Source organism: Vibrio algarum (assembly GCF_028204155.1).
Classification (GTDB): Bacteria; Pseudomonadota; Gammaproteobacteria; order Enterobacterales; family Vibrionaceae; genus Vibrio; species Vibrio algarum.
Window position 1 is genome coordinate 2224743 of sequence record NZ_JAQLOI010000001.1, and the last position, 21834, is coordinate 2246576.

General features: G+C 40.6%; 20 protein-coding genes and 1 pseudogene. 5 read left to right on the forward strand and 16 right to left on the reverse strand.

Features of this window, described 5'->3' with window-relative positions; genetic code table 11:
* The first annotated feature begins 164 nt into the window (after positions 1-164).
* On the forward strand, positions 165-1946 hold the full coding sequence (locus tag PGX00_RS10430) for a sigma-54-dependent Fis family transcriptional regulator (RefSeq protein ID WP_272135939.1): 1782 nt from the start codon (positions 165-167) through the stop codon (positions 1944-1946).
* A gap of 6 nt (positions 1947-1952) precedes the next feature.
* Here PGX00_RS10430 and cuyB read toward each other — a convergent pair whose 3' ends face one another.
* Positions 1953-2648 carry a cysteate racemase gene (cuyB, locus tag PGX00_RS10435; RefSeq protein ID WP_272135941.1) on the reverse strand — a complete coding sequence of 232 codons (696 nt, stop codon included), beginning with the start codon at positions 2646-2648 and terminating at the stop codon, positions 1953-1955.
* A 104-nt stretch (positions 2649-2752) separates the two neighbouring features.
* Here cuyB and PGX00_RS10440 point away from each other — a divergent pair, with 104 nt between their 5' ends.
* Positions 2753-3685, forward strand: coding sequence for a LysR family transcriptional regulator (locus PGX00_RS10440; protein WP_272135944.1), 933 nt, complete (start codon positions 2753-2755; stop codon positions 3683-3685).
* Between the two features lie 114 nt (positions 3686-3799).
* Positions 3800-4708 carry a pyridoxal-phosphate dependent enzyme gene (locus PGX00_RS10445; protein ID WP_272135946.1) on the forward strand — a complete coding sequence of 303 codons (909 nt, stop codon included), beginning with the start codon at positions 3800-3802 and terminating at the stop codon, positions 4706-4708.
* Positions 4709-4745: 37 nt separating this feature from the next.
* Here PGX00_RS10445 and PGX00_RS10450 read toward each other — a convergent pair whose 3' ends face one another.
* The 3 genes from PGX00_RS10450 to PGX00_RS10460 form a co-directional block, all read right to left on the reverse strand.
* Positions 4746-5156: a hypothetical protein gene (locus PGX00_RS10450; protein WP_272135948.1), complete on the reverse strand. Its 411-nt coding sequence runs from the start codon at positions 5154-5156 to the stop codon at positions 4746-4748.
* Positions 5157-5374: 218 nt separating this feature from the next.
* Positions 5375-5593, reverse strand: coding sequence for a hypothetical protein (locus PGX00_RS10455; RefSeq protein WP_272135950.1), 219 nt, complete (start codon positions 5591-5593; stop codon positions 5375-5377).
* A 146-nt stretch (positions 5594-5739) separates the two neighbouring features.
* The gene (locus PGX00_RS10460) at positions 5740-6252 is read right to left on the reverse strand and encodes a fasciclin domain-containing protein (protein ID WP_407702351.1); all 513 of its coding nucleotides are present in this window, start codon (positions 6250-6252) and stop codon (positions 5740-5742) included.
* Positions 6253-6477: 225 nt separating this feature from the next.
* Here PGX00_RS10460 and PGX00_RS10465 point away from each other — a divergent pair, with 225 nt between their 5' ends.
* On the forward strand, positions 6478-6858 hold the full coding sequence (locus PGX00_RS10465) for a hypothetical protein (protein ID WP_272135951.1): 381 nt from the start codon (positions 6478-6480) through the stop codon (positions 6856-6858).
* 76 nt (positions 6859-6934) lie between these two features.
* On the opposite strand, the gene PGX00_RS10470 is transcribed toward PGX00_RS10465, so the two are convergent.
* The 7 genes and pseudogenes from PGX00_RS10470 to PGX00_RS10500 form a co-directional block, all read right to left on the reverse strand.
* Entirely contained in the window at positions 6935-7726 is a 792-nt protein-coding gene (locus PGX00_RS10470) for a LytR/AlgR family response regulator transcription factor (RefSeq protein ID WP_272135952.1), read from the reverse strand.
* Positions 7713-8773 (reverse strand): annotated as a pseudogene (locus tag PGX00_RS10475) (sensor histidine kinase). Before PGX00_RS10475 ends, PGX00_RS10470 begins: the two are co-directional and overlap by 14 nt.
* On the reverse strand, positions 8773-10038 hold the full coding sequence (locus PGX00_RS10480; protein ID WP_407702389.1) for a hypothetical protein: 1266 nt from the start codon (positions 10036-10038) through the stop codon (positions 8773-8775). Before PGX00_RS10480 ends, PGX00_RS10475 begins: the two are co-directional and overlap by 1 nt.
* A gap of 4 nt (positions 10039-10042) precedes the next feature.
* Positions 10043-10819 (reverse strand): outer membrane lipoprotein-sorting protein, encoded by a 777-nt coding sequence (locus tag PGX00_RS10485; protein WP_272135956.1) that lies wholly within the window; start codon positions 10817-10819, stop codon positions 10043-10045.
* Entirely contained in the window at positions 10812-12071 is a 1260-nt protein-coding gene (locus PGX00_RS10490) for an ABC transporter permease (protein ID WP_272135958.1), read from the reverse strand. Before PGX00_RS10490 ends, PGX00_RS10485 begins: the two co-directional genes overlap by 8 nt.
* Positions 12059-12742 (reverse strand): ABC transporter ATP-binding protein, encoded by a 684-nt coding sequence (locus PGX00_RS10495; protein WP_272135960.1) that lies wholly within the window; start codon positions 12740-12742, stop codon positions 12059-12061. Before PGX00_RS10495 ends, PGX00_RS10490 begins: the two co-directional genes overlap by 13 nt.
* A 9-nt stretch (positions 12743-12751) precedes the next feature.
* Positions 12752-13414 (reverse strand): hypothetical protein, encoded by a 663-nt coding sequence (locus tag PGX00_RS10500; RefSeq protein ID WP_272135961.1) that lies wholly within the window; start codon positions 13412-13414, stop codon positions 12752-12754.
* Positions 13415-13672: 258 nt separating this feature from the next.
* Here PGX00_RS10500 and PGX00_RS10505 point away from each other — a divergent pair, with 258 nt between their 5' ends.
* On the forward strand, positions 13673-14602 hold the full coding sequence (locus PGX00_RS10505; protein WP_272135963.1) for a GGDEF domain-containing protein: 930 nt from the start codon (positions 13673-13675) through the stop codon (positions 14600-14602).
* 65 nt (positions 14603-14667) lie between these two features.
* On the opposite strand, the gene PGX00_RS10510 is transcribed toward PGX00_RS10505, so the two are convergent.
* The 5 genes from PGX00_RS10510 to PGX00_RS10530 form a co-directional block, all read right to left on the reverse strand.
* Positions 14668-15510, reverse strand: coding sequence for an SMP-30/gluconolactonase/LRE family protein (locus tag PGX00_RS10510; protein WP_272135965.1), 843 nt, complete (start codon positions 15508-15510; stop codon positions 14668-14670).
* A gap of 318 nt (positions 15511-15828) precedes the next feature.
* Positions 15829-18666 carry an ABC transporter substrate binding protein gene (locus PGX00_RS10515; RefSeq protein ID WP_272135968.1) on the reverse strand — a complete coding sequence of 946 codons (2838 nt, stop codon included), beginning with the start codon at positions 18664-18666 and terminating at the stop codon, positions 15829-15831.
* Between the two features lie 321 nt (positions 18667-18987).
* On the reverse strand, positions 18988-19257 hold the full coding sequence (locus PGX00_RS10520; protein ID WP_272135971.1) for a SemiSWEET transporter: 270 nt from the start codon (positions 19255-19257) through the stop codon (positions 18988-18990).
* A gap of 54 nt (positions 19258-19311) precedes the next feature.
* Entirely contained in the window at positions 19312-20592 is a 1281-nt protein-coding gene (locus PGX00_RS10525) for an allantoate amidohydrolase (RefSeq protein ID WP_272135973.1), read from the reverse strand.
* Positions 20593-20595: 3 nt separating this feature from the next.
* Positions 20596-21825 carry a pyridoxal-phosphate-dependent aminotransferase family protein gene (locus PGX00_RS10530; protein WP_272135975.1) on the reverse strand — a complete coding sequence of 410 codons (1230 nt, stop codon included), beginning with the start codon at positions 21823-21825 and terminating at the stop codon, positions 20596-20598.
* Positions 21826-21834 lie beyond the last annotated feature (9 nt).

Genomic DNA, 21834 nt, shown 5'->3' on the forward strand with positions numbered 1-21834 from the left:
TTCACACGCCAACATGATCAGACTTGATGCAATCAACCAGTAACACTATGATTACATTTCATTAACATTGACAGATGTTGTTTTCTAATCATCTACACCAACGTGTTCACTTTGTTCAACTGTTTTAAAGTGATACACCAATAACGTTACATTTTGGGACACTTATGCACCTTCAAATCGACGACTCAATTGATTGGCTAAATAATTCATGGAACAGAAGCAGCGAAGCCGGATTAAAAGAAAACCGGCTTCCAGACGATATTCGATTAGAGCGATTTCAACTGAGCGAAAGAAGAGATAGTGCTAGAAAATTGATATCTGGGTTAGAAAATTACGCGCTACCGCTTTTTAACCAAATGTTTGCCAAAACCAATAGCCGATTAATTTTAACTGATGTTCAAGGTGTGATCCTTGGTTCATGGGGGCAAGAACAATTTGCTTGTCGTCTCACCTCTATTGCTCTCGAAAATGGCGTTTGCTGGCAAGAAAAACTAAAAGGCACTAACGCAATAGGCACTGCCATTATTGAAGAAAAACCAATATCTATCATAGGAAATCAACATTTTATCAATCAACACCGTTTTATCAGTTGCTCTGCCAGCCCGATATTTGATCATAACGGTAAGATGCTCGGCATATTAGACATTACGAGTGAGCAGCAAGTACATCAATCGAATACTCAGCTTTTGATTCAGAGCATGATTCAAAAAATTGAAAACAGCCTTCTTTTCGATATCCCAAATGGCACAATAAGAGTTGATATTGCTTGCGACCAAACACTGTTAGATAGTGGTTGGCAAGGGATTGTCATTGCTAATGAAGCTGGAGACGTCATTGCACATAACCAGTTGGCTTCTCAACTATTAGACCAGCAAGAGATTATCGGTGCTCCGTTAGAGCATCTGCTAGAACCCAAAGACACACCGTTTGTTTATCGCTTACACCCACAATCGACTAAGACCATTCCAAAATCTGTTACTTACTCACCATCTAGCGAACTTCACCAAGGCGATGAGCGCATTGAAAATGCATGGCAACAAGCATGCAAAGTGATCGATAACCAAATCAATCTTTTGATCTTAGGTGAAACAGGTGTAGGCAAAGGTGAATTTGTTAAAGCACTGCATAAACAGAGTAAACGAAAAAAATACCCGCTTGTGATTGTTAATTGCGGAGCTCTACCTAAAGATCTGATTGAATCCGAACTTTTTGGCTACGCGCCGGGGGCTTTTACTGGTGCAAGTAATAAAGGTTTTCAAGGAAAAATAAGACAAGCGGACAAGGGTATCTTATTTTTGGATGAGATAGCCGATATGCCACTTGAAGCGCAATGTCGTTTATTGCACGTTCTTCAGGAAAAAGAAGTGGTTCCTGTCGGGTCTAACCAAAGCCACAATGTAGATATTCAAATCATCGCGGCAACACACAAAAATATCGAACAATTAATAGCGGAAGGAAGTTTTCGACAGGATCTCTATTACCGCTTAAATGGCTTGGTATTTCATTTGCCTTCATTAAGAGAAAGAAAAGACAAAGCCGCACTGATTAAGAAAATTCACAAACAACATTGTAAAAACGAACAAGTACTCGATGAAAATCTACTAGACTTACTCGAACGCTTTCGTTGGCCTGGTAATATTAGAGAATTGGATAATGTACTCCATGTTGCCACACTCCTTTCCAGTGACGAGCCTGTATTGAAGCTCAAACATATCCCAGACCACATCAGTAAATCACTGATATCAAGAAGTAATATTAATACGTTAGAGCGTCGACCTTTCAACGAAGAAAAAGAAGAAATAAGCCTACGAGAAACCGTCGAAGATACATTAATTAAAACCTATCGGGCCAATAACGGTAACATAAGCAAAACATCAAAAATTCTAAGTATCAGCAGAAATACTATCTACAGAAAATTAAAAAAACTTGGCGTGCTTCCAAACTGAAGTCACCTACGCTTCATAGTAGTAATAATTGACACACTGATCAGCGAGTAGATCCAACGAATCGAGCGCTTTTTCCATTTTATCCACTGGTAACGTATCAAACGCTAGTGGTATTTCTGTGCAACCAAGTACAACACCTTCTGCCCCTTTTTTAATTAGGCTATCGAACACTGGTTCCATCAGCGCTCTGCCCTCTGCAATTTTACCCGCTTTTACGCAATATATGCCTTCCATGACCAACTGCTGCTCGTGTTTACTTGGCATCAGCGCCTTCATTCCGCGCGACTCTATCGCCTTAGTATAAATTCCCGTTTGAATGGTTGCATTAGTTGCCAATACACCAACCCTGCGCATGCTTCTACGGCCCGCTTCATTCATCACAGCATCAATAATACTGATAAAAGAAACCCTTTCATTGCAACTGAGTTTATCTAACCAATAGTGCGCTGTATTACATGGAATAACGACTTTTGTTGCACCCGACTCTTTCAAATTAACCAGATTATTAAGCATCTTCTTCAACGGGTTTTCGCCATTTTCTAAGATATGCTTCGTACGGTCAGGAATCAAAGGATCATTCGAAATAATCATAGACATATGTTCTTGATCAGAACATGCGGGGCTTTTTTCTACGATGCGCTTAACAAAGTCAACGGTAGCCATTGGGCCCATACCACCTAGTACGCCTAGTTTTTTATTCATAATCACTCCTTGTATGTAATTAAATTAGCAAATAAAAACCTTGATAAGAAATGAAATAACTGGCATACCTATTCGCATATTGCATAGGTAAGATGATAAATACAATGCTAAACATCGAAACAAAGTGGTTGTTAGATTTCTTGAAATTGGCCGAATTACGTAATTTTTCAAAGGCGGCGATTGAAAGAAATGTCACTCAGTCGGCTTTTAGCCGTCGTATTCAAGCACTCGAAAATGCTGTGGGTTGCCAACTTTTTAACCGTGACAAAACCCCGATTGGCTTAACACAGAGTGGCAAGGAATTTCGAACTAGTGCTCGTTCTTTAATTATTCAGCTGGAATATGAGCTTGAACGTTTAAACGATCTCTCTATTTTAGGTAACCAGAAAGTCAGTATTGTGGCTGGTCACTCTATTGCAACCGATATACTTCCACTGTTTAAATTTAACCTTTTTGCTGAAGAACAAGAGGTTATTCTAGATGTTCGTGCAATAGACGTTGATGATGCAGTAAAAATGCTTGAAGAGAGCGCGTGTGACATCGTACTAAGTTACAAAAACCCCCAACTTCTCACTGAGCCTTATTTGGCGCACAAACTGGGTGAGTCAAAAAATTACTGCGTCAGTGTCTTGTCAGATACATTTGTCATAAAGACCAATCAAAGCACACCTAATCTAGAGCCTAAATACCAATTATCTGAAGCCATCATCACGCCATTTATCATGCACTCAACATCAAGCTACATGGGGAGATTAACCCGCCAAACCAGCAGTCGCTACGCTCTTAAACCTATATTTTCTTCCTCCATGACCGATCTGGTTAAGGCGCTAGTTCTACAAGGAGAAGGTGTCGGCTGGTTACCTGATTACACCATCATTGATGAGCTAAAGCAGAATAAACTCATCATATTGAACCCCGATGAGGCAACGGTTAACACTGAGTTATATGCTTATCGCTCTAAAACCAAACTTCACCCAGCAGGAGAACGTGTTTGGAAACGGATATGCGAACATCAAACTATTTTTTCGCCTCAGTAGAAAACAGATACCTAAAATTAAGTGAGCTTTCGTCGCTTCGTTATCAAATAACTGGCAATGACCGAAAATTGGTTTACTATGTGCAACCGCATTTTTGCAACAGATAGCTAAACCATGAAATTATCTGAAAGCCCAACAACTCAACATCGCTTTAACGACCTTACTTTTTTCGTAAAAAGAGATGATCTGTTGCATAGCCAGTTCTCTGGTAACAAAGCTCGAAAATTCATGTCACTACTCACTGATGACTACCCTCATATAAAGCAATTGGTCGGCTATGGTTCTGTTCAAGCAAACTCTCTTTACTCTTTAGCCGCACTGTGTGCGATTAAGAAATGGAAACTCACTTTTTACGTTGACCATATCCCTAATTATGTAAAACAAAAACCAACGGGAAATTACCGAGGTGCTCTGGATTTAGGCGCAAACATTGTTGATTTATCTCAGTTAGAAGATAGAAATGCGCGTCACGCTCGAGATTACATTAAAGACAATTTCACTGACCTTTCAGAGACGTTATTGATACCGGAAGGTGGTCGCTCACCAATGGCAGAAGAAGGGGTTAAAACCCTCGCTCAAGAAATACTTAACTGGAAACTCATGGAGCGCTGCGAAAATCTTGTTGTTGCTCTGCCATCGGGAACAGGAACGACGGCACTTTACTTACAGAAGTATCTTGAGCATACAGATATAGAAGTCGTCACTTGTGCTTGCGTTGGAGAAAAAGAATATTTAATAGAGCAATTTCTTGAGGTAGATAGCAGCGCACCGCATCCAACTATCATTGGTACTGATAAAAAACATCATTTTGGACGTTTGGATCAAGGCGAATACGAGCTATGGAAAAATCTTGAGGAGCAAACTCAAGTTGAATTTGACCTGTTATACGACCCTTTTATGTGGCAAAACTTATTAGATTGGCTACCTAAAAACCCGAATAAAATGCTACTTTATATCCATCAAGGCGGCATTCTAGGGAACGAAAGTATGGTGGGCCGATATAGACATTGGCTATCTATTTAGATTAAACGTCATTGCATAATACAGTAGATGAAAATTATCATTTCGTATCGATAATAACTTTATCCACCAGAACTCCGTTTACAAACGTTAATCTTAGCTCTTGTGCGTAATGCATGAGTTCTATTTCCAAATTAAAATCGAGTAGCTCACCATGCGGCAGGCAAAGAGTATCGCTGAACCAATCAACAAATATTGGCTTCTCGCCAACAATTCGGTATATACCTTCTAACGATGTCAGATACAAACGATCATCGACGACTTCCCATACCCCGACGAATTGCCGCCAACATGCAGTAGAAAAACAGTAATCATCTTTGTCTATCGCCTCTTGTAACGCATCCCCTGTTAACTCAACAACTCGTCCGTCGCTCAAAGGTAAAGAGATACACACTGGCATATCGTAGCTTTGACCTTGATAAATACATCGTTCTTTTATTTGCGCCGTCATTGTTATTCCTGAAGTTATTGTAATTCCATTTACACAAACTAATTTCCGTTGATAAAAAACGTGAGCAGAAAGAATCTAACAAACCTGTAGCATAGATTTAATCGTGAAAAAGAATTTATTTTAACAAGCTATGACTATAGATTCGAAGGAAAACAATAACCAATGAAAAATACGGAATTTTGAAGTGAATGGCGAGAATGACTCGCCAAATCTAATAATTAGTGGGTTAGGCCTGAAGGGTTAACACCGAATTCGGATTGCTGGTATACCTCATCAAATCGTTTTTGCTTTTTTATCGCTCGTTTTGAATTGGTGTGTGTTCTTTTCTCAGCTAATGCAATGTTTCTTTCGTGCTCTTTAGATGAGCGAACAAACTCTGGATTATTCAATGCTTGCTTTCGCAGTTTATTAACGCGCTCGATAGTGTCAGCTAACATGTTTATCTCCTTACTTAAAAACACTGTACATACATACAGTATAAGAGAAATAGAATATTAGTCAAATTTAGAAATCAGATAAGAACCATCTTACGTACAGCTTCAAACAAACCGGGTGCAATGTATTACACAGCACCCAATGATGGTTACTTAGGTAAAATCACACTATCAATGACGTGAATCACACCATTACTTGCCGCTACGTCTGTCGCAATAACGTTAGCGTTGTTTACCATCACTTTTGACCCCATGACTTTTATGGCAATATCTTGACCTTGAACTGTCTTAGCACTAGTCAAATTAACCACATCTGATGCCATAACTTTTCCAGAAACAACATGATAAGTCAGGATAGCAACCAACTGGTCTTTGTTTTCTGGTTTCAATAAGGTTTCAACTGTTCCCGCGGGAAGCTTTGCAAAAGCTTCATCCGTTGGAGCGAAAACGGTAAATGGGCCATCGCCTTTTAAAACATCAACCAGCCCTGCTGCTTGCACTGCGGCAACGAGGGTATTAAATGAACCGTTTGCTACAGCGACGTCCACAATGTCTTGTTTCATCATACCGTCACTATGCTTCATGTCTTTATTGCTTGAACAAGCAACGAGAGCAAAACTCATAATAATGAACGTAAACATTGTTGTGATTTTCTTAAACATAATATTATTCCTTTAAAGTAAGTTTTATTACTGGTGCGTTTAAATGTCGATTAGTAATACGGCACGTCTTCACACAAGGATCATAATTACTTTGAATTTAAAAAAATTAACTGAACTCTGCTAATGTTAAGCTGGCAAATTTTCTATGTACTTGAAAGGTGCTAACTTATATTGTCTGTTAGCAAAGGATACCTAGCGATTGGTCGAGAAAAAATAGGAGTGGCAATGAATCTTTGGAATCTATTTCCCACGTCGATTGCAAATATCGATTATATTTTATATATGCCTTATGCAGCATTCGCCGCTTATGTCTATGTATTTTATGCGATAGCTATTCATCGTGGTTATCGCGTTAAACTGATGTTCTTTTTAGCGCTAACCTTGGTGGGTAGTATCAATATGGTGCTAACATTAGGACCAGGTATTGGCCGTGTCATTCCCCCTCTATTACTCCTTACCGTTATAATTTTTCCTTTGGTTGAATTAACAAAAGCTCTCATTGCTGCTAATAAAAAAGGAGCGCAGATTTGGATGAAAATCTTGATTGCTGGGTCGCTGCACAGTCTCAGCTGGGTAGTCTGGCTGACGGCCATCGCGAGAAGTTAGTCGCGACGATTTTTATATGAAGAATAGTTATTATGAGCCAGTTAATCGGAAGACAGCATTCACGACTTAAAACCACCTACCACAAATTAGTAAACAAACTTTGCATTGCGCGACTCACCGGCAACTTCGTTGTACCAATCATCACTATCATTTTACCTTTAAAATCTTTTTTGACTTTCTCTATCGCAGACACATTGACGACAGTAGAACGGTGGATCTGCCAAAACATATCTGGATCAAGCTGCGACATAAGCTCTTTAAGTGAGGTTCTCAGTAGATATTCAATTCTTTTCCCCTGCTCACTTTTATATAGTGACACGTACTTATCTTCCGCTTTGAAATAGAGTACTTCAGAGATGGAAATTAGATGTATCTCCTCCCCTTTACTGGCTTTAATCCAAGTTAAGTAGTTAGGTTGTTTATTGGCAGTTAATGCTTGGATTTGACTCATTAATGTCGTCAGTTCTAGCGGAGCCGATGCTTCTTGTTGTTCCACTCTAGCTTTAATTTTTCTGATACAACGTTCCAAACGAGCGTCAGATAAGGGTTTTAATAAATAATCGATAGCGTTCGCCTCAAACGCTTGCACAGCAAATTCATCATAAGCTGTCACGAAGACGATATATGGAGAATTTTGGTACTGAGCTAGCTTGTTTGCTACTGCCATACCATCTAAAACTGGCATCTTAATGTCCAAAAATAGAATATCAGGATGATGTAGTTCGATTAAATCTAACGCCTTCTGGCCGTTTTCAGCTAAACCTTTAATATCTAAATCGGGCCACAAATCAGCAAGCGCTTGATTTAAATGAAACCTAAGCAACGGTTCATCATCTGCAATAACGGCCGTAACATTAGTTGATTTCATCATCTACCTCCTTCATTGACTGCAGTGCAGACAAAGCAATTGTTAGACGAGAATTGACGCCGCCAGACTGTAATTCGAGAATAGAAAGTGCGGCTTGGTCGCCAAACAAAGCTTGTAATCGTTGGCGAATATTGTCCAGTCCAACACCATGACCCAAATGATTAGACGAACCAACAAGTCCGGCTCCGCTATCAGTGACTTCAATTAAAATGTCTTCTCCAAGCTGATGCACTCTGATCTGAACGGTACCTCCATTCTCTAATGGTTCGATACCGTGTCCGATAGCATTCTCAACCAATGGTTGTAATAAAAATGGTGGAAGATCGATATCCGCAGATATTTCATCTGAAATAGAGTATTGAAGCCTTTCTCCTAACCTGATTTTTTGTATTGCGAGATAGGCATCAGCATGAGCCAGTTCTTTTTGCAGAGATATGTAAGGTTCTCGACTATTTTTCAAAGTGCCTCTCAACAGTTCTGTCAACTTAACAAGCATTAGGCGTGCATTGGCAGGGTCTTGATCGATCAAGCTGCTTATATTAGCCAGTGTATTAAATAAGAAGTGCGGTTCAATTTGACTCTGCAACTGTTTCAATTGACTCAGTATCAACGCTTTTTCTTGTTCAGATTGCTTGCGCCTAGCTACCTCTAGTTCCTTCTGTGCGGTTATTTTTTGCTCTTGACTATAAAAATAAAAGAAACAAGCGGTAGTAAAAATAAACCCGAGAATAACAATAGGTTTTAATCGTGTGATTTCACCGTACTCACTGTATTGATTCAGCCAGAAATAAGCATTAAATGTACCAAATACCATGGATACTGTTAAAGCGAAAAATTTATAGAACGCAATGACAGTTGAGGCTGACAACGGCTAAGAAAATGAGCGCTAAACACTGCGCTGTAACCAAATCCAAAACTAATAACTAAATGGTCCAGTAACGAACTACCCCAAATTGCCTGTGTGGTAAATGCGATAACAATACAATAAAAAGACGTTAGAATGATACTCTTTACCCAACCTCCCACATGATACTTATTGCTAGCCATTAAAACTTCCCTTTGAGATTTAATAAAATCATATGCTTATCTGCTAAATTTGCATATAAAGAACGGCTTTCTCCTGTAAAAAACCTGGCAGCTAATTCTACACTAAAAGCCGCTTCACCAGAGTCATGTACTTGATAATCTACCCATTGAGTCGCGATCAATCCACCTTCTTCAGGCGAATACAATAGATCAAACTTAGGTTCTACATTTTCCAGCCAAAGGACATTTCGACTCCAATCAAAATGACTCCAACCACTTGAATCTAATGCCCAATGCAACATGACATTGTGCTTTACCAAATTGGGCAAGTATAGCCCTCTTGCATAGGAACCACTCATTTCTTGCCGTAACACCTTTTGGTTTAACTCGCCCACTCTATCATAAGCTTGCGACCACTCTTCTGCTCCCCAACTTCGGCCATCATACCAATACTCTACAATGATATTGTGCCCGCCGCCGCTAGCCCAATTAATTCCAGTTAATATCTGATAGCTTTCGTCTGCTTTTACCACCTCTGCTGGCGAATCGATGCTACTTTGCTGCACACTGATATGCTTTTTTTGCAGGACAGTAGAAGCATGCAGTTCCCAAGAATGATCCAAAACCGTTACAAGCGAACCAGCAATTAGCCCATTACGAACATCATCGTAATAGGCGATCGCCTGCCATTCACTATCTCCTATCAAAGCATAGCGCCTTACCCCTATTCCTTGCTGTTGCGATCGCTCCTCGACTTCGTTGCCTTCTTGTTGAGTCCAAGAAGAATCGGTATAAACAATACTCCACTCCCCTTTTGCATCAAAATAGGAAACAAGTGCTGTACCCGCACCTTCTTCAACTTGGATGCCTATCGGGTTTCGACGATACGGTTTAAATATATCTAATGGACGATAGCCATAACCAACACCCCAATCAAGCCTCATTTTCCCAAGAGTGACATCTGCAGGCGCAGCAATTCCTATGCTGCCCTGCCAAAACAGCTCCTGAACAATAAGATCACCATCGAATGATTGACCATCGTTATTGCTAACAACGCTCAGTCCATTCGCCGCCATAAGTCCCGTCCACTTATTCCAATCAATCTGAACATCAAGCAAGCCATCAACACTGTATGAATTATTTTTTTCTGGTTCGCCAAATAACAATGAGGTTTGTTGTTTACTTGTCGCTGCACTCACTATCCAGTCCCATTGAAATGTCGGTTCTGCGGCGAATGAAAATCGCGAAGCCAAGCAGAGCGAGATAACAAATGCAAAGTGCTTAATCATGCTATAACTCCAAGACCGAATTTCGAGTTAGATAAGCCGGATTGTAATATTTTTCAGCCAATTCCATTGGAACAATATCGATGTAATTAATGATGGTTTTTTTAGCCGGTTGGATTTTATCAATCAAAGTCATGGCAACGACTCGCAACTTATCATCTCGTAATCCCTGACTAAAGATCGCTTGTTTGGCCAGTTTTCCAGAACGAAGGTATAGGTTAGCTTTTACTGGAAAATCGTTACTAGCATCTAACCATAGCTCAATTGTTTGATAGCTCGCTCCTTTCGTAGAAGCGACTAATTCTAGTTTATAGGTGTCTACGTTTTGCTGCTCAGACAGAGTTATCGATTCTCTAGACATCAATGTAGCATTATAGTCATCACTCCAAGTTAACGTCGAAATGTCACCTATTGAGGCCTCTCCCAATAGTTTTTGCATGGGCGTTATGCGAATCGGACGACGGCTCTTCGGCATCACTAACCAATAATTATCTCCTAACATTAGCATTTTTTGACCAACTTCAACTGCCGATTTAAACACCACCAACGATTCGCGATTTGGTCTCGTATAGACGTGATACTCACGTGTTTTATCTAGCTCTTCATTTTCAAAGAGCTTCACTATAGAAGTTACTTTCGACGATGATGAGTCTAGCCGGTAGTGGTCGGCTTTTTTTATCATTTCAGTCACATCTTTAGCTACACTTTTACCGATAAATATAGGCGTTAGACAACAGATCACCAATACAAATTTAAGCGATTTTATTTTCAAACTACACATAGATTAATGCCTCAGTGATAGGTTTTTTCACACCATTTAAAGCGGATAGCCAAGCAGCCATTACGCAAATAAACATGACTCCGATAACACTAAAGCCAAGCAGTTCAAACGAAAAATAAATATTTAGAGGGTAACCTTCCGTACTGCCCGGAGGTGGCGGCATTTGAATGTCCGAAACGAACAAAACAAGGCTAGTCACTGCCGTAACAACACCACCTAGAACGGAACCAATGATGGCAAGCACAGCAGATTCTCGAACAAAACCAGCTACAACTTCTCTTGGGTAGGTGCCTAATGCGGACAACGTTCCGATCTCTCTAGTCCTTTCTGTCACGGACATAGTCATGGTATTAAAAATTGCAACGAACACGACTAATGCCATAACCGCACCCATAATGCCAAATATACGATCGTAGAGATTTTTAACCTTGATATAAAAAAACGCTCTATCCTGCCACGGAGTTACCTCGATAGGTTCCGCTAGATCCAGTTGATTTAACGTTTGCTCTACCCAGTGTTGTGCGCTTGGTGTTTGTTCCGTCTCAAATAGAAAGACCGATAAACTGCTCACCTTCTCGCTATCAAGCAATTGCTGTGCCGATTGAATATGCACATAAAGTTGACGTTTATCGAGTTCAGGCACGCCTGTTGAGTAGATCCCATGCACTTTAAAATCAAACGCATTTAGTGCCCCCTCACTGGTTGTGGTTAACAAAGTAACCCAATCACCGGTGTTTACTTTTAAGTTTTTAGCCAGATCGACAGCCAACATAACCTCAGGTTCAGCAGGATCATAACGAGTTGAATGTACATTCGATAAGGTCTTTCCTTGCCTTACGTCGAGAAAAGGCCCTTTCATATCAAACTCTCTACCATTGACACCGGTGCCAACAAAGATAGTTGATTTATTACCGTTGGAAACCAATCCAGTAAACTCTATTCTCGGTTGAATACCGCGAACCAAATCATTCGCGACGAGTTGCTTGGTGATCTCAGCCCCATCTGTCAACCCATTTGCTAGTGGAACGTCTTCATCTTGTTCGAAAAAACCAGGTTGACTAAGTGTAAGATGCCCAGTGTCTCGCGCCGTAGACTCCTTCAAGGATTCATAGGTATATAATCCGAATCCTCCCGCTGCCGTCAATGCGAATACAGCGATAGTGACAATCAATACTGACAGAAAACTACGCCGTGCATTACGACTTAAGTTAAGGAAGGCTATACGAAGTGGTTGTGATATCAACTGACCCATTTTAGATTCTCCATTTCAATCTCTCCATCGAGCAAGGTAATGGTCCTATCGCAGTGGCTTGCCATCCGATGATCATGGGTCGCCACAATAAATGTCGTCCCCATTTCACGTCCAAGCGATTTCATCTGTTCAATGACAACGGAAGCCGTATGGCTATCCAAACTAGCTGTCGGCTCATCGGCAATCACAATCTCCGGTCTATGTACAAGCGCTCGAGCAATAGCTACTCGCTGCTGTTGCCCTCCAGAAAGTTTGTCTGGTCGATGTTTTATGAACGGCTCTAGTCCCACTTTGACTAAAATTTCCGTTGCCTTTTTCTTCTGTTCTTTCAGCGAGTACCCGTTTAACATTAAGGGATACGCCACATTCTCCCAAGCATTCATCACTGGAACTAAATTGAATTTTTGAAAGACAAACCCTAATCGGGATCGTCGTATTTTAGCGGCTTCAATGGGGTGTTTAGGATAGACAACACCGTCAAGGTTAATAGACCCAGAGTAGTTCATATCCAACAACCCTAAAATGTTTAACAAAGTACTTTTTCCAGAACCCGATGGCCCACACAAGGAGACCATTTCTCCTTTTGATATCACTCCACTCACTTCGTTAAGCGCAATAACTTTCTGCTGTCCAAGTGAGTAGTGCTTACTAATATTATGAAAATTTAGCATCGGTATTTTCTATCCTTTGTTCGATGAAGAATTTGTCTTAGGAAAAAGAGCTTGCGCCTGAACTGTCATCACATCATCGCTATTTCGTCTAATCATTTCTTGCATCCATTGCTCTGCTTGCAGGGTATCTTCAGCTTTTATTGCCGCTTTTATTGCGTAGAAGTAGATCCATGAAGTAGCAGCATATGGCTGAGAGTTAAACGTATCATCTCTAAGCAGGTTTAAGTAAAGGTCGTATCCTCGCTCAAAGTGATTGAACATTTCCGGAAGAGAAGTAAAAGTAGAAGCGGCAATAGCACGAGTTAAAATTGACTCTGGTATACCTTGAATTCTCAACTGTTCATTCGTAGGCGTATTTTCAGTAGATAACAAATCTAGCCCTTTGGTGATAGTCGCTAAACCTTGCTCCGTGTATTTCATTTTATTCCAAGGCATAAACGCATCTCGACCCATGAGAGTTTGTGTACTTCCAAGGTAAACCAAACTAAGGGCATCCGCCCCATCTCTCTTCATTCCGCTCTGTAGTTGTTGGTAGACTATTTCAACTTGCGACTCATCACCCTGAGCTGCCTGATTATATTGCGCGATAACCTTTTCATTAGGGGCAGATAAAACTAAGTGGCTAAAAAAAGCGCTTGTCACTATAAGGACTTTTGACCGAGTTGATTTCATCTTCTTATTCCTTTCATACGATTGATGCTGAAAGGTTAACTTTGATTAGGAAGCGACGCTGAGGTTTACGACAAATGGCGGATATACGGTGTGAATGGTAAAGCTGCGGAGTGAACTGCAATACCTAATCAAGGTAAATATGATGAAATTTATCTTATTACCACATGATCCAAATCACAGGAGAACGGTAGACCGATAGATTTTGTGGGTATAACGCTTATATTTGCAAGATGTGTGCTATTAAGATTGTGGAAACTGATGGATCAAGAGCCGAATCGTTTATCTGAAATCATTTCAGTACTAGATACATTACCTGACCGAGTCTTTATTCTCTCTTCATCTGGTCAGTTTTTAGATGTGTTTGGTGGCACAGATACGAATGTCCATTTTAGTGCTAACAAGTTGGTTGGTGCCAACATTTCAGACATAATGGAGACCGAAGCTGCCCAAACATTTCAGGCTGTGATTGATAAGTCTCTGCAAACGCATAAAACACAAAATCACGTTTATACTCTTTCACCCCAACAACATTCCACCCTTCCCGAAGCGATTATTCCTATCCGCACTCAATGGTATGAAGGCCGAGTTCATATATTAGCCGAAAAGTATAAAGAACAAGATGCTGTGGTTTGGATTTCAAGAAACATTACCGACAGTTATGAGCTAAAAGAGCGGCTTATCGAACTGTCAGAAATTGATGACTTAACACAACTATTAAATAGACGCGCATTTAGCGAACGTATCAAACAGTGCTTTGGTTGCCGCAAACGCTATAACGTCAATACTTCTATTATTCTTATCGACGTAGACTATTTTAAATCCATCAATGACAATTTTGGTCATCCGTTTGGCGATGAAACAATAAAACAAATCGCTAAAATCATTACCGAAGAGGTACGTGAGGTGGACAGTGCTGGACGACTAGGAGGTGAAGAATTCTCCGTCATTCTGAATATGACCGATATTATTGGCGCACAACTAACTGCCGAAAGAATAAGAAACAGAATAGAACTGCATGATTTTTCATTCTTTGGCAAGCAAGCCAACATTACCGTCAGTATCGGTGTCAGCCAAATAAACGCATCTGACGAAGATCAAACCGATGTCTTTCATCGCGCAGATGCTGCGCTTTATGAATCTAAAGAGGCAGGGAGAAATAGGGTTACGGTTATTAGAGGTGATGAATAAGCGGATCAAATACAAGTCGTCCCTTTACCAACAACTTGTATTTACTCAGAGACACAAATTTTACATTACAAATCTATCGAATATAAACCACCAGAACTAGGTTGTTCATTTAGTTCTTCATCGGTTAGTCCTTTACGAGAAGAAGTGATAAAGAGTGTTTTTAGATTCGTACCACCAATTACAACACATGTTGGATTTTTCGCAGGTACATCGATGATCCGAACAATACTCCCTGTCTCAGGATGGATACGTATTACCGCATTACTTCCCCACACAGCATTCCAGATATACCCTTCTTTATCGACTGTAGAGCCATCAGGCAGAGAAAAGCGACCTTCTCCCTTAAAGAGAACCTTTGGTGTTGGCAAACTTACGCAATCGGGTGAATAATCATAGGCAAAAATCGTGCTGGTTGGCGTGTCGGTATAGTACATGGTACTGCCATCAGGAGAGAAACAGATACTATTTGCACAGGTCACATCCTCGATTAGAGTATGTACCTTTAAATCACGATCTATTTTAATGACAGACGTATTGTAAGAACAATCACCCGATTCATTTTCCCCACCAACAACAAAGTTACCATTGCCGTCAGATTTACCGTCGTTCAATCGACTGAATGGGTTGTTTGGCTCGAAATCAAACTGTTTGACTACCGTGTTCGTTTCAATGGCCATTATTGCGACATAAGAATCAAAGCCTGCTAGCAGTGTGTTGTCTTCTCTAATCATAAAGGCACACAGACGGTCTGGCATTTCTAGAGATGTAGAGACTTGAGTTTCAGGGCAATACATCCAAAGAAAGCGCCCTTCAATATCCGTCCAAAGTACTTGTTTACGCTTTTCACACCAAACAATACCCTCTCCATGGGTGTTTTTACAATCGACAATCAGTTTAGCGATATCCATTTTATTCTCATTTCGTTGCGAGTAAGACCGCTCATTTATACCTATTAACCAGACATTTATCTAGAAAATAAATTCTAAATAATGCAAGCCTAGAAAGCATTAGCGTAATCAATGAATTGAGAGCATCTCAACACCTACTGGTGCTTTACAGGGCTCACAAGCAGATACTTATCTTAGACCGTTTTTCCATGAGCATTGCAACGGCAGCTCGCAGTGTAAGCAGGCCTGTCCATTTTCTACCATTGAAATGAACCTTTCTTCTCCTATATCAACGATTTGATCTAACCCACCTTCCCTCATTGTTATGTTTGAAGTTTATTAGGGCGTTATATTCCACTCTTCTGGTGGTGTCCAAGCGTCAATCCAATCCAACAGTTTTTCTTGTGGCATTGGTCTCCCAATACCGTAGCCTTGCGCTACATGGTAGCCCATTTCTTTAAGTCTTAGTCCATGTTCTAGCGTTTCTACACCTTCAGCAATCGCCGTCATTTCAAACGCGCGACAGAACCCAAGTATCCCTTGTAAAATGCTCATATCTGTTGAGTTATTTAGCATGTCGATGACAAAACTTCGGTCAACTTTCAATGTACTTACAGGAAGTTGCTGCAAATAAGTCAGTGACGAATAGCCAGTTCCAAAATCATCCAACGAAAAGCTAATACCTAATTCATTACACGATCGGATAGTATCAGCCACTTCAGTTAGATTCTCTAAAGCATTGGTTTCTACGATTTCTATTTCTATCGATGACGAGGGTAAATTGGGATAATGCGACAACTTACTTTCTAATAATTTGGCAATATTTCTCTGCCTAAAGTAAGCATGACTAACATTGATGCTTACTGGTAGTCTCAACCCAATTTTAAACCATTCATTTACCTGAAGTAGTACCTGATCAATAACCCAGTCATCCAATGTTTTAATTAAGTTGTAACGCTCAACATCAGGCAAAAATTGAGTTGGACTTAATAACCCTTCTTCTGGATGGTTCCAGCGTATCAACGCCTCAACACCAACTAAGCTTCCATCCTTCAGGCTGACTTTAGGTTGATAAAAAAGAACAAGTTCATGGCTAGAAAATGCCGTAAGTAACTGCTTAAACCTCTCTGAGCTTTCTTGATGAAGAGTGAAATTATCAAAGTGGTGTATATAGTTTGCACCAAAACTTTTTGCCACATAAAGGGCCTGTTCTGCCTGTCGCATTAAATGCTCGGGTTCCAAAGCTAAATTTTGCGGGTAACGAGTGACGCCTACACAGGCCGTAACTGTGATTTTTTTTGTCTTCACTTCAATAGGCTCAGAAATACAATCTAATATGTGTTCGAGTTCTTCTTTTCCTTCACTGTCCGACTCAAACAGTAGATAAAACTCATCACCACCAAGTCTGGCAATTACACTATCTTCACTTACCATCCCTTTTACTCGATTGACAATGCTCTTAATGACAACATCACCTATCTCATGGCCATACTGTTTATTAATGTTTTTAAAATCATCAACGTCAAAAAAAGCGACATACAGTGGGCTATTATTATCTTCACTTTTGCATATTGCCTGAACCAAACGATCCATAAATGTTAATCTGTTCGGCACACCCGTTAATGAATCATAAAACGTAGCCTGTTCAAGCATCCGCTCGTGGCGTTTCTGCGCTGTCATATCTACTGAAATACCACACAACGCATAAATTTCTGATTTTTCATCAAGAAGGGGGATTTTGGTTGTTTTCACATCTTGCTGCGTTTGTTGCTCTTCACGCCAATAAGTTTCATCTTTTGAATAGCGGTGTTTGTATTTTATAACTTGGCCGTCAACGTCGGCTATTTTCTCGGCTGTTTTCTCATCGAATAACTCAAAATCTGTTTTGCCCATCATCTGTTCTGAAGACAAACCAAACTGCTCTCTTGTTAATTTATTTGCAAACAAGTATTTTCCGGAAATATCCTTTAAGTAAATATACGCATCAACATTATCCAAAATTGCGCTTAATTTTTTTTCACTTGCTTGTATGTTTTTATTGTTTTGATAACGAACTAAACTATGAACAATAAGCAAAATAACCACGACCAAAAGTGATAATGATATCTCCGTGTTATAACGCTCGACTATATCTGGTTGTTCAAAACGGAGTTCCACACCATCGGGTAAGCGAGAGCGAAGAATACTAAACTTTTCTAATTGCCGAGCATCAAATACAGCAATGTTAGGGCTGCTTTCAATGACCGATAGCGCCTCTATTGAGGTGCCGTTAATCATCATCGACACCAATCGACCAGCCTCAAAACCTTGACGTTCATGACTTATCACTACTCCACCTAAAACGCCTTCACCCAGTCCATGCTCATAAGGATGAATTATAGGTACCGATGAGTTTTCAACAATATAGTCAAGGGATTCATAGAACGTTTTACTCGCAAATTGATTGTCTCTGTAGGCAGATAGAAGCAGAATAGAGCTAGATTCAGGGTTAATTTGATTCAACTTGGTTTTTAACTCTGACCAACTCAATTCGGATAAATTGAGAAAATGCCATTTAATGGAAGAATATTCGCTCATTAACGCCGTTATCTTAAACGTGTCAGCTTTTCCAGAGGTCGTATTATCGCTAATGACGAAAACATTCGCATGCTGAGGTAGCATAGATTTTACCAATTCTATATTGGCTTCGAGGGATATCGCTTCGATGACCCCCGTAATTAAAGGATTGCTGTTTTGAGATTTAGCGAGTGCAATATTGTTGACACCAAGAAAAGTAACGGGGATATCGGTAAACAGTTCCTGCTGATGTTCTAGTACAAAGTTCAACGCATTATCGTCTGCGGTTACTACAAAATCGTAGGGTGTTTTTTTGGATAGCTTATATTTTAAAGATGTATAAAAATTATTAAGCGTACTCTCATCGTAAAGCGACTTGCTATCCATATATTCAACATCGATGTCTACATTAACATCAGCGAGAGCAGACTGTAGACCTGCGAATACTTTTTCAGTGGTTTGGAAGGTAGGACCGTATGAATATATGAGCAGTAACCGTTTTGCAGGCTCCGAGGCAGCATAAATAATAGAAGAGTATAACAATCCTATTAAGAGCAACGGTGTCCAAAACACATAGGGCATTCCCGAATTTTTAGCAAAATTAACTATCTTCATAGTCATTGCAAATACTCAATATAAAACACAAGGTCCAATAGTGTAGCACACCATTGGCCCTTGTATTGACATCACACTCGAAATTTAAATCCGCCTGACTGGGGGCAAATGAATACTATTTCATATCGAAAACTAAGATTCGATGGCAGAAAAATGATATTCATTGCCGCTACACGCCCAAGCGTACGTCTTTGACGTCCAGCTAGCGATAGTTGTTCGTTTGCTACTGTCGAATAACTTCTTCTTCGCTAAGTTTAGGTATATCCAAATCTGGCTAACCCCAATTAAGCCTCACCAACGAATTTCCTCAAGATATAACTAAGAGATCTATTGGGTAGCTGCATTTTTTCGGTCAGACATCAGCTTAAGAATAAGCACCATACTAGAGAGAATACCCGTAATTACATTTGCAACTACTAGCGGCCAGTCTTGGTTAACAATGCCATAAATTAACCAACTAAATACGCCAGTAACAAACATGCAGTACATACCGGTAGAGATCCCATCTACATTTTTCGTTTTCAAAATAGATACTACCTGTGGAACAAACGAGAACGTAGTACAAAACGCTGCAAAGTAGCCAATAGAGTCATTCATTAATGTTTACCAAGTGGTTCATGTATATAATGACGCTAGGCTACCATAAAACGACTAAATAACGACCTTCTCATTAATAAACATGGTTAATGCTGACAAAGAAACTGAAACATCTTCTGTGCAAATAGACTCTTTAGGATTGTGACTGATCCCACCTTCACAGCGCATAAAAAGCATCGTTGTTGGTACAATTTCTGCCAAGACCATGGCGTCATGCCCTGCCCCAGAGCTTAATGCTAAAGGTGTGCCGGTTAACAGACCGACTACCTCGGTCATTGCCTCGGTGAAACTAGTATCACAGCTAACGGCTTGCGCAGTATGAGTCTCTTCAAGCTCTATTCTCAATCCGTGAGCGTTGGCTAAACATTCTAATCTTTCTAATTTGTCGGTAATGAAAGTATCTCTTGCACTATCATTTATGCTTCTGACATCTAGTGACAAACCAACACTGCCTGGTATCACATTTACCCCACCAGGATAAACTTCTAACTTACCCACCGTCGCCAACACTGGATACTCATCGGTTATCGTATTTTGCGCGGCTTTATTTAACTCGACGATCCATTGGCTTGCAGCAACAAGCGAGTCTTGCCTCGAACCCATTGGCACAGTACCAGCATGTCCAGCCTTACCTTCTAAAGTGATAGCGAATCGTCTTGCTCCTGCAATGCCATTAACGGCAGAAATAGGCAGATTTTTTTCTTCCAACACTGGGCCTTGTTCAATATGCAGTTCTAGATAGGCCAGTACATGATTACTGTCTATCTGCGCCTCAGAAACCTTTGATACATCGAGTCCAAAGCTATGCATCGCTTGGGCTAATGTCACGCCATTTTCATCGACTAGCTCTCGCCATTTACTTTTCCACTTACCTGAAATCGCAGAGCTACCAAGAAGAGTTGCACCGAAACGCGTACCCTCTTCGTCACCAAAACCGACGACATCAACATGGAAATCAAAACAAACGCCGTTATCGGCAAAATGTTTGAGCAAAACCAAGGGAGCGACAACACCAAGAATACCGTCATATTTACCACCATTAGGAACCGTATCTGTGTGGGAGCCTAAAATAATACGTTGATTCGTCTCTTGATTCGCTTGTAACCTTACCCACTGATTTCCCGCTTGATCTTGCCAAGTATGCAAATGACTCTCTTGCGCTAACAGAGCAATTTTATTGTTGGTACGTTTATGTTCAGGGGTCAAATAACGCCTATCCATTTGACCCTGAGTTTGGGTGTAGCCTGCCAACAATTCACAGTATTCCATCACTGTTATTGCAAGCTTATCAGCGGTCTCTCTAGGTAATTTCTTATGAAGTAACGCTTTATCCATAGCCTATTCTCCCACATCATATCTTTCTACTGCTGCCTGATAGGCTGCTCCTTGCTTAATCGAGCCGCCCGACTGGACTAATAACGCTTCTAACGCAACCAAGGTAAGAAGTACCGTGTCTAATCTTGCGTTATAGCCCATAGTACCGATACGCCATATTTTGCCGTGAAGCGGACCAAAAGAGGTGCCAATTTCTATATTGAACTGAGTCAACATCGCTTGCCTAACGGCTTCACCATCAACGTAAGACGGAATAACCACACCCACAACATTGTTCATCTTGTGGCTTAAATCCCCAAATAAACTCAAACCTAAAGCACGCAGCCCGGCAGCTAAAGCATCTCCGGCTCGTTTATGCCTATCAATGACATTATCCAAACCTTCTTGCAAATTGAGTTGTGCGCACTCACGTGCTGCAAATAACATGCTGGTCGCTTCAGTATGATGGTTTAAGCGTTCTTCACCCCAATAATCTAAGATCATACCTAAATCAAAATAATTGGAACGAATTCGGCTCCGTTGTCCTGCTTGGTGAGAGTCCGTTCGTATGCCGGCTTCAACGTGTTTTCTCTGACGAATTCTCTCTACTGCTTGTTCACTAAGCGTTACCGGAGCTGAACCAGAAGGACCTCCCAAACATTTTTGTAAGCCAACAGATACTGCGTCTAGCTGCCATTTGTCCGTTTCAAAAGAATTGCCAACGATAGAGGCCGTTGCATCACTATAAAACAGCACTCCGTGCTTTTTACACAGTTCTCCGGCCCCTTCTAATGGTTGCAACATTGTCGTTGAGGTATCGCCCTGAACCAAAGCAAGTAGTTTTGGTTTGTGACGAATAATCTGTTTCTCCAACATGGCGTCGGTCACTACCGTACCCCATTCAACTTCAAAGGTAACCACATCTGCACCCGCTCGCTCAGATATTTCTGCCAATAAATGTCCAAAACGACCAAATACAGGTACTAACACCTTATCGCCTGGTTCAATAAGTGACACCAATACCGCTTCAATACCGGCTCTGGCTGTGCCATCCACTAACACCGTGGCGTCATTATTGGTTTTAAAAATCTCCCGATACAACGCCATTGTTTGGTTCATATAGCCTGTCATTACTGGATCATACTGCCCAATAAGTTGATTCCCCATTGCTTGAAGTACACGTGGGTAAACCGTAATTGGCCCCGGCCCCATTAGGATACGTGGTGGAGGCGAAAGTCTTTCGAATAAATCCATTTCTTCATT